Source organism: Elioraea sp. Yellowstone (assembly GCF_006704265.1).
GTDB lineage: Bacteria > Pseudomonadota > Alphaproteobacteria > Acetobacterales > Acetobacteraceae > Elioraea.
On the sequence record NZ_VIKA01000013.1, the window covers coordinates 30,249 to 42,926 of the forward strand.

Here is a 12,678-nt window from a genome sequence, read left to right on the forward strand (position 1 = left end):
GCATGGACCTGAGGCAGCGACTCGCCGAACCGCGCATCGTGCTCGCCCCCGGCGTGTGCGACGCGCTGACCGCCGCGATCGCCGCCGCGGCGGGGTTCGAGGCGCTCTACGTCTCGGGGGCGGCGATCGCCTACACGCGGCTCGGCCGGCCCGATCTCGGCCTCGTCGCGATGACCGAGGTCGCCGATCACGTCGCGCGCATCGCCGACCGCGTGGACGTTCCGCTGATCGTCGATGCCGACACCGGCTACGGCAACGCGCTGAACGTGCAACGCACGGTGCGGGCCCTCGAGCGCGCCGGCGCGGCGATGATCCAGCTCGAGGACCAGACGTTCCCGAAGCGCTGCGGCCATCTCGACGGCAAGGCCGTGATCCCGGCGGCCGAGATGGTCGGCAAGATCCGCGCCGCGGCGGATGCGCGGCAGAACGCCGCCACGCTGATCCTCGCGCGCACCGATGCCGCGGCGATCGAGGGTCTCGACGCCGCGCTCGACCGCGCGCGCGCCTATGCCGAGGCCGGGGCCGATGCGCTGTTCGTCGAGGCGCCGCGCACGCGCGCGGATCTCGCCCGCGTCACGGCCGCGCTCGGCACGCTGCGTCCCCTGCTCGCCAACATGGTCGAGGGCGGCAAGACGCCGGTGCTGTCCGCGCCGGAGCTGGAGGCGATCGGCTTCCGCATCGTCATCTTCCCGGGTGGCATCGTGCGTGCGCTCGCCCGCACCGCGCGCGAGTTCTACGCGTCGCTCGCCGCGACGGGCACCACCGAACCGTTCCGCGACCGCATGCTCGACCTCGCCGGACTGAACGACCTGATCGGCACGCCCGCGATGCTGGCGCTCGGGAAGAGGTACGATGCATGAGCCTTGATCCCGTCACGCTCGCGGTGCTGAAGGGCAGGCTCGAGCAGATCGCCGACGAGATGGACGCGACGCTGGCGCGCTCGGCCTTCAACCCGATCATCGCCGAGGCGCGCGACCTCAGCCACGGCCTCTACCACGCCGAGACCGGCGAGACGCTGGTGCAGGGCCATGCCGGCCTGCCGATCTTCGTCGGCGCGACCGCCTTCGCCGTGCGCGCGGTGATCGCCGCGGCGGCGCAGGAGGGCGGGGCGCGGCCCGGCGAGACCTGGATCTTCAACGACCCCTATGACGGGGGGACCCATCTGAACGACTTCCGCCTGGTGCGACCGGTGTTCCGGCAGGGGCGGCTCTTCTGCTGGATCGCCTCGGTCGGGCACTGGCTGGACATCGGCGGCAACGTGCCGGGCGGCTACAACCCCCGCGCGACGGACGCGCACCAGGAGGGCGTGCGCATCCCGCCCGTGCGGCTGATGCGCGAAGGCATGGTCGATCCGGCGATCGTCGCGATCCTGCAGGCGAACACGCGCGTGCCGCTCTCCAACTGGGGCGACCTGAACGGACAGATCAACGCGCTCGATCTCGGCGAGCGGCGGCTTCACGCGCTGCTCGACGAGGCGGGCGAGGAGGTGGTCGCCGAGGCGCTCGCCGCGCTCTCGGCCCGCGCCGAGGCGCTGATGCGGAGCGAGATCGCCCGCCTGCCCGACGGCACCTACGCGGCGGAGGATTTCCTCGACAACGACGGCATCGCCGATGCGCCGCTGCCGATCCGCCTCGCCATGACGATCGCGGGCGATGCCATGACGCTCGACTTCACCGGCTCGGCCCCCGCCTGCGCGGGGCCGCTCAACATCAGCCGCGCGACCACGATCGCCTGCTGCTATGTCGCGCTGAAGCACCTGTTCCCGGAGGTGCCGGCGAATGGCGGCTGCCTCGCGCCGATCCGTTTCGTCGTGCCGGAGGGATCGCTGCTGGCGGCGAACGCACCGAAGCCGGTGGCGGGCTACACCGAGACGATCCTGCGCGTGATCGACACGGTGTTCCGCGCCTTCGCCCAGGCCGCGCCCGCCCGCGCCACCGCCGGGCCCTTCGCCACCATCAACGCGCTCTCGATCAGCGGCTGGCGCGAGGCGGCGACGCGCTGGGTGATGTTCTGCTTCTTCGGCGGCGGCCTGGGTGGCAACCCGGAGTCCGACGGGCTGAACCACGGCAACAACCCCATCAGCACCGCGACCATCCCGCCGCTGGAGATCCTGGAGGCCGCATACCCTGTCCGGTTCACGCAATGGGCGCTGCGGCCGGACAGCGGGGGGCCGGGCCTGCATCGCGGCGGCCTGGGCGCGATCTACGAGATCGCGGTCGATGATCCGCGCGGCGCGGAGGCGTTCCTGCTCGGCGAGCGCGGGCGCTTCCCGCCCTTCGGCGTGAACGGCGGCGGCAACGCGGCACCCAACCGGTTCGGCTACGAGACGGAGTCTGGCTGGGAATCGCCGCCGATGGTCTCGAAAGTCTTCGGCGTGCGCCTCGCACCCGGCGCACGGGTGCGGCTGGAGACGCCGGGCGGCGGCGGCTGGGGCGAGGCGCGCGCGCGCGATCCTGCGCGCGTCGCACGCGACGTGCGGCTCGGCTACGTCTCGGTCGAGGCGGCGCGCCGCGACTATGCGGTGGTGGTGAGCGCCGACGGCACCGTCGATGCCGCCGCGACCGCGGCGCTGCGCGAGGGCGGCGCGGCATGAGCGCGATCGTCGGGGTGGATGTCGGCGGCACCTTCACCGACCTCTTCGCGCTCGATCCGGCGACGGGGACGTTCCGCACCGGCAAGGTGCCGTCGCGGCGCGGCGACGAGGCGGCCGGCTTCCTCGACGGCCTGGACACGGTGGGCGGTGTCGGCGGCCTCGCCGCGGTGGTGCACGGCACGACGGTCGGCACCAATGCGCTGCTGGAACGGAAAGGTGCCCGCATCGGCCTGATCGCCACGCGCGGCTTCCGCGACGTGCTGGAGATGCGCCGGCGTGACCGGCCCCACACCTGGGGCCTCTGGGGCGACTTCGTGCCGGTGGTGGACCGCGATCTCAGGGTCGAGGTGGACGAGCGCACGCGCGCCGACGGCACGGTCCTGCTGCCGGTCGATCCGGCGCAGGTCGCGGAGGCCGGGCGGGCCCTGCGCGCGCGCGGCGTCGAGGCGATCGCCGTCGCCTTCATCAACGCCTACGCCAACCCGGCGAACGAACGTGCCGCGATGGCGGCGCTGCGCGCGCTCTGGCCGGAGGGGCATCTCTGCTGCTCCTCCGACATCCTGCCGGAGATCCGCGAGTTCGAGCGCACCAGCACGACGGCGCTGAACGCCTATCTCCAGCCGGTGGTCGGCGCCTATCTCGGCCGGCTCGAAGCGGCGCTGGATCAGCGCCGCTTCCGCGGCGCGTTCCACATCGTGCAGTCGAACGGCGGGGTGATGAGCACGGCGATGGCGCGCCGCCTGCCGGTGCGCACCGCGCTCTCCGGCCCTGCCGCCGGGGTGATCGCCGCGGCGGCGATCGCGCGCGCGGCAGGCTTCCCCGACGTGATCACCGGCGATCTCGGCGGCACGAGCTTCGACGTCTCGCTGATCGCGGACGGCCAGCCTGCCTTCGCCGCGCAGGCGTCGATCGATTTCGGCCTCGTCATCCGCACGCCGATGGTCGAGATCACCACGATCGGCGCCGGCGGCGGCTCGATCGCGCGCGTCGATGCCGGGGGCCTGCTGCAGGTGGGGCCGGAGAGTGCCGGCTCGGTGCCCGGGCCGGTCTGCTATGGCGGCGGCAACGACCGGCCGACGCTGACGGATGCCAACCTGGTACTCGGCCGCATCAACGCCGACCGTCCGATCGGCGGCGCGCTCGCGCGGCTCGACGTGGACGCGGCGCGGGAGGCGATCGCGCGCCATATCGGCGCCCCGCTCGGGCTCGATGCGCTCGCGGCGGCGGAGGCGATCGTGCGCGTGGCGAACGCCAGGATGGCGGGCGCGATCCGGCTGCTCTCCATCGAGCGCGGGCACGATCCCGCGCGCTTCGCGCTGATGCCGTTCGGCGGCGGCGGCGCGCTGCACGCGGGGGCGCTGATGCGCGAGGTCGGGCTGAAGGCGACGCTCGTGCCGCGCTTCCCCGGCGTCACGTCCGCGCTGGGCTGCGTGCTCGCCGATCTGCGCCACGACCAGGTGCAGACCGTGAACCTGATGCTCGACGGGCTGGATGCGGCGGCGCTGGACGCGCGGCTCGCCGCCGCCGGCGCGGAGGCGCGCGGCGTGATCGAGCGCGCCGGGCTGCCGATCGAGGGCGTGGAGGTGCGGTTCGAGGCGGACATGCACTATCTCGGGCAGACGCACACCGTCGCGGTGCCCCTGCCGTTCCGGCTCACGAGCGGGGGGACGGTCGGCGTGCATGCCGAGGCGATCCGCAGCGCCTTCGAGGCGGCCTACAGCGCGGCCTTCTCGCGCCTGCTGCCGGAGATTCCGATCCGCATCGCCAATCTCCGCACGATCGCGATCGGTCGCCGCCCCCCGCTCGACCTCGCCTCGCTCGCCCCGCCGCCCGGCGCCTCACGCGCGGCGGCCGAACGCGGCACGCGCCCGGTGTGGTTCGACGGCACGGCGCACGAGACGGCCGTGTGGTCCCGGCTTGACCTGCCGGTCGCCGCCGAGATCCTGGGTCCCGCCATCCTCGAACAGCCGGATGCGACGATCGTCGTCGATCCGGGCCTGATGGCGCGGGTCGACCGGCTCGGCAACCTGGTGATCACGCGCGCATGACCGACCCCACGACCACGGCGCTCCTGCTCTGCGACCTGCAGAACGACTTCCTCCACCCCAAGGGCGCCTATGCGCGCGGCGGCCAGACCGCACCCGAGATCGCCGCATTGCCGGCGCGGCTCGCGCCGCTCGCCGCGCGGCTGCGCGCGCGCGGCGGCTGGGTGGTGGCGACGCTGTTCACGCTGGTGCCGGGCAGGGGGGGCGAGCCGTTCATCTCGCCGCACCTGAAGGCGCTGCGGCCCTTCCTGCGCGCGGGCGACTTCGCGCCCGGCTCCTGGGGCCAGGCGCTGGTCGACGAGCTCGCGCCGGCGGACCTGACGGTGGAGAAGGTCGCCTACAGCGCCTTCTACATGAGCCGGCTCGAATGGGTGCTGCGCAAGGCCGGGATCGAACGGCTGCTGGTGGCCGGGATCGTGACGAACGGCGGCGTGGCCTCGACCGTGCGCGACGCGGCAGTGCGCGACATCCCCTGCACGGTGCTGGCGGATGGCTGTGCGGCCTTCGATGCGCGCACGCACGAGGTCGCGCTCGAGGCGCTGCGGCCGGTCGCGCGCCTCGCGACCGTCGCCGAGACGCTGGACGCGCTCGGATGACGGAGCCGACCGTCGCGCCCGCGGAAGGCATCGCGTTCGGCGCCGAGGCCGAGGTGGTGATCGTCGGCGGCGGCGCGGCGGGGATGGTGGCGGCGCTGGCCGCGGCGGAAGCGGGCGCGGAGCCGGTGGTGGTGGAGCGCGACGCGGTGCCGCGCGGCTCCACCGCGCTCTCGGCGGGGCTGATCCCGGCCGCGGGCACGCGCTGGCAGCGCGCGGCGGGGATCGCGGACGACGCGGCGCGGTTCGCGGCCGACATCCAGCGCAAGGCGAAGGGGGAGGCGGACGAGGCGGTGCTCGCGGCCGTCACGCGGACGATCGCGGGCACGCTCGAGTGGCTCGCGGATTCGCACGGGCTCGCCTTCTCGGTGGTGACGGATTTCCTCTACCCGGGGCATTCGGCGCATCGGATGCACGGGCTCGCGAGCCGGTCGGGGGCGGAGCTGATCGACCGGCTGCGGAGCGCGGTGGAGCGGGCGGGCATCGCGGTCGCGACCGAGGCGGCGGCGCGCACGCTGTTCGTCGCTGGCGACGGCACGGTGCGCGGGATCGGCATCGCGCGGCCGGACGGCAGCGGGGAGCGGATCGGCTGTCGCGCCCTGGTGCTGGCCTGCAACGGCTATGGCGGCAACCGCGCGCTGGTGCGCCGGCACATCCCGGAGCTCGCCGAGGCGGTGTGGTTCGGCCATGACGGCAACCGCGGCGAGGCGGTGCTGTGGGGCGAGGCGCTGGGGGCCGAGCTTCGCCACCTCTCCGGGCATCAGGGCCACGGCTCGGTCGCGCATCCGCACGGCATCCTGATCACCTGGGCGGTGATCATGCAGGGCGGCGTGCAGGTGAATGCGCTGGGCGAACGGTTCAGCGACGAGACGGAAGGATATTCCGAGCAGGCGGCGCGCGTGCTGGCGCAGCCCGGCGGCATCGCCTGGGACGTGTTCGACGCACGGATCGCCGCGATCGCGCGGCAGTTCGAGGATTTCCGCGCCGCCGAGGCGGCCGGGGCGGTGCTGCGGGCAGACAGCCTGGAGGCCTTGGCCGCGGCGATGAAGGTGCCGCCATCCGCGCTCGCGGCTTCGCTCGCGGAGCGTGGCGCGCCGGACCGGTTCGGGCGCGACTGGACGGGGGTGGCGCCGCTCGCGCCGCCCTATTGCGCGGTGCGCGTCACGGGCGCGCTGTTCCACACGCAGGGTGGGTTGGCGATCCGCGACGATGCGCGGGTGCGGCGCGCCGCGGGCGGGGTGTTCCCGAACCTGTTCGCCGCCGGCGGCGCGGCGGCCGGGCTCTCGGGCTCGCGCGCCGCGGGATATCTCTCCGGCAACGGCCTGCTGACGGCGGTCGCGCTCGGCGCGATCGCGGGCAGCGAGTCGGCGCGTCTCAGCCGGGCGTCGTGACCCGGGGTCCAGGGGCCTTGCGGCCCCTGGCGGGGGGTGCGGGGGGCGGAGCCCCTCGCCTGTACTGTGTGTCCGGCTCGCCAGGTCTGGCGTTGGAGACGAGCGCGTGATCCGGCGCGAGCGCGCAGGCGGGGTCGGTGCGCGCGGCATCGCCCGTCAGCGCAAACGCCTGGCACCGGCACCCGCCGAAGTCGAGCGCACGCCGGTCGCAGCTCCGGCACGGCTCCGGCATCCAGTCTTCGCCGCGATAGGCGTTGAAGCCGGGGTTGTCGCGCCAGATCGCGTTGAGGGCGTGCTCGCGCACGTTCCACCATTCGAGCGGCAATGTGTGCGCGGCGTGACACGGCAGGGCGGTGCCGTCGGGGCCGACGACGATGAAGCGGCGCGCCCAGCCGTCCATGCAGGCCTTGGGGCGACCCGTGAAGTAGTCGGGCAGCACGAACAGCACCTCCATGCGGCCTTTCAGCCGCGTGCGCGCCGCGGCGGCCTCGGCGCGGGCGCGGTCGATCTGTGCGCGCGTCGGCAGGAGCGAGTCGCGATTGGCAAGCGCCCAGCCGAGATACTGGGTGTTGGCGAGTTCCAGACGTTCCGCGCCCCACTCCTCGGCCAGCGCGACGATCTCGGGCACGTGGTCGAGGTTGGCGCGGTGCAGCACGACGTTCAGCGTCAGCGGCAGGCCGAGCTCGCGCACCCAGGCCGCGACCGCGCGCTTGTGCGCGAAGCTGCGCGTGCCGGCGATCCGGTCGGAGCGTGTCTCGTCGGCGTCCTGGATGGAGAGCTGCACGGCATCGAGCCCGGCGTCGCGCAAGCCGGCGAGGCGGGCGCGCGTCAGCGGCACGCCGGAGGTGATCAGCGTCTGGTAGAGCTCGAGGCGCCGTCCGTGCGCGACGATCGCGTCCAGGTCGTCGCGCAGCAGCGGCTCGCCGCCGGTGAGCGTGACCTGCATCACGCCGAGGGCTTCGGCCTCGGAGAGCACGCGGATCCAGTCCGCGGTCGCGAGCGCGTCGTGGCGCTCCGTCCAGTCGAGCGGGTTGGAACAGTAGCCGCAGCGGAGCGCGCAGCGATAGGTGAGCTCGGCGACGAGCGTGTAGGGGCGCGGCGCGGTCACGGCACGATCCGGACGAGCGCGCGTTCGGCGAGCGCGGAAAGCAGCGCGATCGTCTCGGCCTCGATCCGCTCCGCGGGTGCGGCGTGCGTGGCGGCGAGGGCGGCCGCGACCTCGCGCACCGAGCGCGTGCCATCGAGCGCCTTCAGCACGGCGACGGCCGAGGCGTTCAGTTCGAGGCCGCGTTCGGGCGCGAGCAGGACCGTCCTGCCGGTGATGCGGTCCTCGCGCAGCCGCACCTTGGGCGCGAGCGCGACGACGCTTTCGGGCGCGATCACGAGACGTCCTCGGCGAAGGCCGGCGGGGCCATGCGCGGCTCGGCGAAGTGGGCGAGCCAGACGCAGTCGAGCAGGTGCCAGAGGATCTGCGTCTTGGTGATCAGCGCCTCGACGCATCTCCTCTGCATCGCATAGGTGTCGGCATGGGCGACGACGTACGCGATCGCCTCCTCGCTGTCGCGGCGGGCGCGCGGCACGCGCGAGCGGAAATAGGCGAGCATGTCGGGGCTGACCCAGGGGTAGTGCTTCTCCCAGGCGGCGATGCGCCGGCTCATCAGGTCGGGGGCGAAGAACTCGGTGAGCGAGGAGGCGACCGCCTCGACCAGCGTCCGCTCGCGCACGAGCTGGACATAGGCGTCGCAGGCGAAGCGCACGCCGGGAAGGACATCGACGCAGGAGGCGACGCGGTCGCGATCGAGCCCGACGCCCTCGGCGAGGCGGAGCCACAGCGCCAATCCGCCCTCGCCGTCCGCCTCGCCGATATGGTCGTGGATGCGGCGGACCCACTGGCGCGCGAAGGCCGGATCGTCGCTGCGGCTGACGATGATCGCGTCCTTCACCGGGATGCGCGTCTGGTAGTAGTAGCGGTTCAGCACCCAGGCCTGGAGCTGCGCCTTCGTCAGCTTCCCCTCGTGCATCAGGACGTGCACGGGATGATGGTCGTGGTAGCGGCGCGCGCCCTCGCGGCGCAGCCAGGCGATGAAGGCGTCCTTCGGCAGGGGCGGGCGCGCCGCCTCGGCGATCGTGATGTCGTTCACAGCGCGATCTCCATCCCGTCCTCGGCGACCGTCCAGCCGGCCGCCTCCACCCTGGCCCGCTCGGCGCTGTCCTCGCGCAGGATCGGGTTGGTGTTGTTGATGTGCACGAACAGCTTGCGCGCGACGGCGAGATCCGCAAGCCGGGCGAGCGAGCCCGCCTTCCCGCCGATCGGCAGATGCGCCATCTCGGCCGCGCGCCTGTCCATCAACCCGGGCTTGGCGAGTTCGTCCTCGGACCAGAACGTGCCGTCGAACAGCAGCGCATCCGCGCCGTCGATCGCCGCGCGCATCGCGGGGGTGATGCCGCCGGCGCCGGGAAAGGCGGCGAGACGGCGCCCCTGAAGGTCGCGCACGATCAGCCCGACCGCCTGGTCCTCGCGCGCGGGCGCACGGCCTTCCAGGTGCACCGGCGGCTTGCCCGGCACCGGCACCGGGGTGGCGAACAGCGCGGCGCGCGCGGGGTCGGGATGATCGAGCGGCACCTCAAGGCCGGCAACAAGCGTCCGCCACGTCACCTGGCCGGGGAAGCGTTCGAGCGTGCGGTAGAGCGCGTTGCCCTCGACGAAGCCGTGCCGCACCGTCTCGGTCGCCAGCACCGTGAGCGGGTGGTTCTCGCGGAGCGAGAGCAGGCCGAGGGTGTGGTCGAGGTCGCCGCAGGTGAGCACGATCGCCGCGATCGGCGAGTGGCGCGGCGCGCGCGGCCAGAGCGCGGGGAAGGCCTCGATCTGGGCGCGGATCTCGGGGCCGCAGTTCACCAGCACCCAGCGGTCGGCATCGCCCGAGAGCGCGATCGTCACCTGGCTGCGCGGCCTGGCGCGGATCGTGCCGCGGCGCAGCCCGTCGCAGTTCGGGCAACCGCAGTTCCATTGCGGGAAGCCGCCGCCCGCAGCGGCGCCCAGGATGCGGATCAGCATCGGCGCAGGCGGCCGCCGCAGACGAGGCCGCGGCGGCCGTCGGGATCACTCGGCGCGGTCGTCCTCGCCGAACTCGCCCTGATAGCTCGAGATCTCGGCGTCCATCTTGATCTCGACGAACGCCGGGGTTTCCCAGGTCATTCGCACCCTCCCGTTTCCGGTTGTGCCGCGGGCCGAGAGCCCGCCGGGCGGTTGCGCCCGCCCCCTGTATATGAGCGCCGGGGCGCGCCGGTGGCAATGGCCGGAACGATCACCCCAGCGTCAGCCCGGCATCCACCACCAGGGTCTGGCCGGTGATCGGGGCGGGGGTGGTGGCGAGGAAGACGATCGCCTCGGCGATGTCCTCGGCCGTGCACTGGCGCTTGAGCAGCGCCCGCTCGGCGGCGGCCCGCTTGCGCTCCTCCGGCCATTCGGCCTGCCAGGGCGTCGCGACCGAGCCGGGGGCGACCGCGTTGACGCGGCAGTCCGGGGCGAGCGCGCGGGCGAGATTGCGCGTGAGATCGATCAGCGCGGCCTTGGAGGCGCCGTAGGCGAGCGAGGAGCCGAGATGGCCGAGGCCCGCGATCGAGGCGGTGTTGACGACCGCCCCCTTGGCCGCGCGCAGCGCGGCGGCGGCGGCGCGGGTGCAGCGGAACGGGCCGAGGAGGTTGGTGTGCAGGATCCTCGCCCAGAACGCCTCCGTCATCGCGTCGAGATCGGCGGGCGGGATCGGCGCGCGGGTGTTCGGCGTGCCGGCGTTGTTGACCAGGATGTCGAGCCGGCCGAGCCGGTCGATCGCGCGCGCGACCATCGCCTCGGCCTCGCCCGGCAGCGAGACGTCGCCGGGCGCGGTCTCGACCCCCAATCCCTCGGCGCGCAGGCGCGCGGCCTCGCGCGGGCCGGCCGGGTCGTCCGGCAGGTGGTTCAGCATCACGGCGCAGCCCGCGCGCGCGAGCCTCTCCACGGTGGCGAGGCCGATGCCCGAGGCGCCGCCCGTGACGAGTGCGGTCCTGCCCGCGAAGGCGGACGTCATCGGATCATGCTCCCGATCTCCTTGAGCGCGCGCTTGAGCGCGATCAGCCGCCGGTCGCGCTCCCCGAACAGGCGGGCGGGCTCGGCGCCGCCGTAGTCGTAGAAGCCGCGGCCCGCCATCACGCCGGTGGCGCCTTCGGCGATCAGCCGGTCGAGCGCCGCGCTGCGCGTGATCGGCGGCGGCGGCGGCACCATGCGGGCGGCGAGCGCCTTCTGCACCAGAGGCAGGCCGGTGAAATCGGCCTTCATGAAATGGCCGAGCAGCGGCAGGCGCAGGCTGAGCCCGTGCACGATCGCGGCGTCGATCTCGGCCGCATCGGCCACCCCTGCGTCGAGCAGCGTGTAGAGCTCCATCGCGATGACCGCCTGGATGCGGTTGGCGATGTAGCCGGGCACGAATTTGCGCAGCACGATCGGATGCTTGCCCATGCCCGCATAGAGGTCGCGCAGCCGGATCGGCACCTGCGCGTCGCAGCGCGGCCCGCCGACCACGTCGACGAGATCGACCAGATAGGGCGGCGTGTACCAGTGCGCGATCGCGGCGCGGTGCTGGCGGCCCTCGGGCATCAGCGGGAAGGGATCGAGATAGGAGGTGTTGGAGGCGAGGATCGCGTCGCGCGGCGCGTGCGGGTCGAGCGCGGCATAGAGCGCGCGCTTCGCCTCCGCGTCCTCGGTGATCGCCTCGACGATCAGCTCGGCGTCCGCAACCGTCTCGGCGAGCGAGGTGTGCGTGGTGACGACGGAGGCGAGCCACGCCGCGTCGCGGTCGGTCTCGCCGGCCTCGCGCAGCGTGGCAAGCGCCTGCGCCATCAGCGCCGGCGCGACCTCGAGCGTCGGCGCGTGCGTGTCGGTCAGCCGCACGCGGCAGCCGCCGAGCGCATGCACCAGCGCGAGCGCATGGCCCATCACGCCGGCGCCGAGAACCGCGACGCGCATCATCGGTGCTCCTCCGGGATCCAGGGTTCGGGCGCGCGGACCTCGATGTCGGTCGCGACATCGACGACCACGGGGCCGGGATGGGCGAGCGCATCCTTCAGCGCCGGCGCGATCGCGGCAGGGTCCTCGACGCGGATGCCGCGCACGCCGAACGCTCGGGCGACGGCCGCGAAATCGGTCGGGCCGAAGCGGATGATCTCCGCGAAGTTGCCGGGCCGGTTGCCCTGGAGCCGGCGCACGTTCGGCAGGCCCTGGCCGAAACCGCCGTTGTTGTTGATCACGACCACGAGCGGCAGGCCGAGCCGGCGCGCGGTCTCGAGCTCGCCCAGGTGGTAGTGGATCGCGCCGTCGCCCGCGAAGCACAGCACCGGGCGGTCGGGACAGGCGCATTTCGCGCCGATCGCCGCCGGGAACGACCAGCCGAGCGAACCGGCCGCGCGCAGATAGGTCTGCGGAGGCGCGAGCTCGACGCAGGTCGCGGTCCAGATCCCCGAGTAGCCGGTGTCGGCGACCAGGATCGCGTCCTTCGGCAGGGCCTCGGTGATCGCGGCGCAGAGCCGGTCGGGCCGGATCGGCACCGCGTCGGAGGCGAAATGGGGCGCCATCGCCGCGCGCCAGGCGGCCATGCGGTCGGCGGCCCGGCGCGCGAAGGCGTCGTCGCGGGGCGTGGCGGCCAGCATCTCGGCGAGCGCTTCCAGGGCCGTGCGCGGATCGGCCGGCAGCGGCAGGGTGTGGGGGTAGTTGCGGCCGATCTCGGCCGGATCGGCATCGATCTGCACGATGCGCGTGCCGGGCGCGGGCACGCGCCAATCCAGCGTCGGCTGGTCGCCGAGATGGCTGCCGACCACCAGCACGCAGTCGGCCGCGTGCACGATCTCGTTCGCCGGCGGCGCGCCATAGCCGCCGACCGTGCCGATCGAGAGCGGATCGCGCGTGTCGATGATCCCGCGCGCGCCGAGGCTGGTCGCGACCGGCGCGGCGAGGAGGCGCGCGAGGCGGTGCAGCGCCTCGCCGGCGCCGGACAGCACCGTGCCCGCGCCGGCGACGATGGCGA

At 73.9% G+C, this 12,678-nt stretch carries 12 protein-coding genes; 5 read left to right on the top strand and 7 right to left on the bottom strand.

The window, feature by feature from the left end; translation table 11 throughout:
• The first annotated feature begins 2 nt into the window (after nucleotides 1-2).
• Genes FK498_RS03855 through FK498_RS03875 form a run of 5 tightly spaced genes read left to right on the top strand, consistent with a single transcriptional unit; the run spans nucleotide 3 to nucleotide 6,622 of the window.
• Nucleotides 3-860 (top strand): oxaloacetate decarboxylase, encoded by an 858-nt coding sequence (locus tag FK498_RS03855; RefSeq protein ID WP_141851706.1) that lies wholly within the window; start codon nucleotides 3-5, stop codon nucleotides 858-860.
• On the top strand, nucleotides 857-2,593 hold the full coding sequence (locus tag FK498_RS03860; RefSeq protein WP_141851708.1) for a hydantoinase B/oxoprolinase family protein: 1,737 nt from the start codon (nucleotides 857-859) through the stop codon (nucleotides 2,591-2,593). The genes FK498_RS03855 and FK498_RS03860 overlap by 4 nt, the downstream gene beginning before the upstream one ends.
• The gene (locus FK498_RS03865; RefSeq protein ID WP_141851710.1) at nucleotides 2,590-4,641 is read left to right on the top strand and encodes a hydantoinase/oxoprolinase family protein; all 2,052 of its coding nucleotides are present in this window, start codon (nucleotides 2,590-2,592) and stop codon (nucleotides 4,639-4,641) included. Before FK498_RS03860 ends, FK498_RS03865 begins: the two co-directional genes overlap by 4 nt.
• Nucleotides 4,638-5,234, top strand: coding sequence for a cysteine hydrolase family protein (locus FK498_RS03870; protein ID WP_141851712.1), 597 nt, complete (start codon nucleotides 4,638-4,640; stop codon nucleotides 5,232-5,234). Before FK498_RS03865 ends, FK498_RS03870 begins: the two co-directional genes overlap by 4 nt.
• Nucleotides 5,231-6,622, top strand: coding sequence for an FAD-dependent oxidoreductase (locus tag FK498_RS03875; RefSeq protein ID WP_141851714.1), 1,392 nt, complete (start codon nucleotides 5,231-5,233; stop codon nucleotides 6,620-6,622). Before FK498_RS03870 ends, FK498_RS03875 begins: the two co-directional genes overlap by 4 nt.
• Here FK498_RS03875 and pqqE read toward each other — a convergent pair.
• The 7 genes from pqqE to FK498_RS03910 form a co-directional block, all read right to left on the bottom strand.
• Nucleotides 6,606-7,730: a pyrroloquinoline quinone biosynthesis protein PqqE gene (gene pqqE / locus FK498_RS03880; protein ID WP_141851716.1), complete on the bottom strand. Its 1,125-nt coding sequence runs from the start codon at nucleotides 7,728-7,730 to the stop codon at nucleotides 6,606-6,608. The genes FK498_RS03875 and pqqE overlap by 17 nt on opposite strands.
• Nucleotides 7,727-8,005, bottom strand: coding sequence for a pyrroloquinoline quinone biosynthesis peptide chaperone PqqD (gene pqqD / locus FK498_RS03885; protein WP_202614732.1), 279 nt, complete (start codon nucleotides 8,003-8,005; stop codon nucleotides 7,727-7,729). The genes pqqE and pqqD overlap by 4 nt, the downstream gene beginning before the upstream one ends.
• Nucleotides 8,002-8,763, bottom strand: a complete 762-nt coding sequence (pqqC, locus tag FK498_RS03890; protein WP_237560822.1) for a pyrroloquinoline-quinone synthase PqqC — start codon at nucleotides 8,761-8,763, stop codon at nucleotides 8,002-8,004. Before pqqC ends, pqqD begins: the two co-directional genes overlap by 4 nt.
• The gene (pqqB, locus tag FK498_RS03895; protein ID WP_141851720.1) at nucleotides 8,760-9,677 is read right to left on the bottom strand and encodes a pyrroloquinoline quinone biosynthesis protein PqqB; all 918 of its coding nucleotides are present in this window, start codon (nucleotides 9,675-9,677) and stop codon (nucleotides 8,760-8,762) included. Before pqqB ends, pqqC begins: the two co-directional genes overlap by 4 nt.
• A 250-nt stretch (nucleotides 9,678-9,927) precedes the next feature.
• A complete protein-coding gene (locus FK498_RS03900) occupies nucleotides 9,928-10,689 on the bottom strand; it encodes an SDR family NAD(P)-dependent oxidoreductase (RefSeq protein ID WP_141851722.1) in 762 nt (253 codons plus the stop codon).
• Complete coding sequence (locus FK498_RS03905) at nucleotides 10,686-11,624, bottom strand: 3-hydroxyacyl-CoA dehydrogenase family protein (protein WP_237560823.1); 939 nt, start codon at nucleotides 11,622-11,624, stop codon at nucleotides 10,686-10,688. The genes FK498_RS03900 and FK498_RS03905 overlap by 4 nt, the downstream gene beginning before the upstream one ends.
• The coding region (locus FK498_RS03910) for a thiamine pyrophosphate-binding protein (protein ID WP_141851725.1) at nucleotides 11,624-12,678 on the bottom strand (1,055 nt) is incomplete at its 5' end. The genes FK498_RS03905 and FK498_RS03910, both read right to left, overlap by 1 nt.